The organism is Mesorhizobium sp. B1-1-5, assembly GCF_006443065.1.
Lineage (GTDB): Bacteria > Pseudomonadota > Alphaproteobacteria > Rhizobiales > Rhizobiaceae > Mesorhizobium.
Map to the genome: position 1 here is coordinate 1 of NZ_VFWS01000521.1, position 1,184 is coordinate 1,184.

The 1,184-nt window shown below is 62.0% G+C and carries 2 protein-coding genes; both read right to left on the reverse strand.

Going from position 1 to position 1,184, the window contains the following annotated elements; all coding sequences use genetic code 11:
- Positions 1-40: 40 nt before the first annotated feature.
- A complete protein-coding gene (locus FJ980_RS32930) occupies positions 41-568 on the reverse strand; it encodes a DUF3341 domain-containing protein (protein WP_140547590.1) in 528 nt (175 codons plus the stop codon).
- On the reverse strand, positions 565-1,184 hold a 620-nt coding region (gene nrfD, locus FJ980_RS32935), incomplete at its 5' end, for an NrfD/PsrC family molybdoenzyme membrane anchor subunit (protein WP_181181403.1). The genes FJ980_RS32930 and nrfD, both read right to left, overlap by 4 nt.

The window sequence follows — 1,184 nt, forward strand, 5'->3', positions numbered from 1 at the left end:
GCGCCGAGGAGCAGGCAAACCGGCAAAAGCAGCCGCGGGTTCATATCGCCACCTCTTCGCCCGTCTCGGCGCCAAGCCGTGTCAGCTGCCCCTTGGTGACGCCCTTGCGGTATTTCGGGTCGGTGGCCTCGATCAGCAGGTAGAACTTGCCGCCGCTCGCGTAGGTGAAGCTCTCGGCGTTGAAGACGGGGTGATAATATTGCGGCAGCCGGTTCTCGGCCAGCATGCCGAAGAAGCCGGCAAACACGCTGGCCAGGATCGCGGCTTCGAAGGCGATGACCGTGAACGGCGGCCAGGAATGCAGCGGCCGGCCGCCGACATTGACCGGATAGTCGATCTCGACGGAATAAAGGATCAATGCATAGACCAGCACGCCGCCGGCGACGCCACCCGACAGCATGACCCATGTCAGCCGTGTCTTTCGCATGCCCAATATGTCTGTCAGGCCGTGCACCTCGAACGGCGAGAACGCATCCATATGCCGGTACCCCTTGTCGCGCATCGCTTGCGCCGCCCTGGTCAGCGCATCCGGATCGGCGAAAGCCGCGATGACGCCATGGACGCTCATGCCGCGCCGCCTTTCTGCTCGGCCAGTTCCTCGACCTCGAAGATGGTTATAGCCGGCAGGATGCGGATAAACAGGAAGACCAGCGCGAAGAAGGTGCCGATCGATCCGAGCAGGATGCCGAAATCGAGCCAGGTCAGCGACTGCTCGCCCCAGGACGACGGCAGGTAGTCGCGGCTGGGGCCGGTCACCACGATGATGTAGCGCTCCAGCCACATGCCGATGTTGATGATCAGAGCGATCGAAAACAGCAGCGGCATATTGGATCGCACACGGCGAAACCAAAGCAGTTGCAGCACCGCGCAATTGCAGAAGAGCATGGTCCAGAACAGCGGCGCATAAGGGCCGACGGCGCGCTGGACCATCATCGCGCTCTCGTAAGGCTCACCCGAATACCAGGAGAAGAACGCTTCCGATGTATAGCCGTAAATGACGACCATGCCGGCCGCGATCATCAGTTTGGCGGCGTTGTCCATGTGGCGCGGCGTGATCAGGTCTTCCACAGCGAATGCCCAGCGCAAGGGAATGGCTATGGTCAGCACCATGGCGAAGCCGGAGAGGAGCGCGCCGGCGACGAAATAGGGCGGAAAGATCGTCGAATGGAAGCCCGGCGTGATGG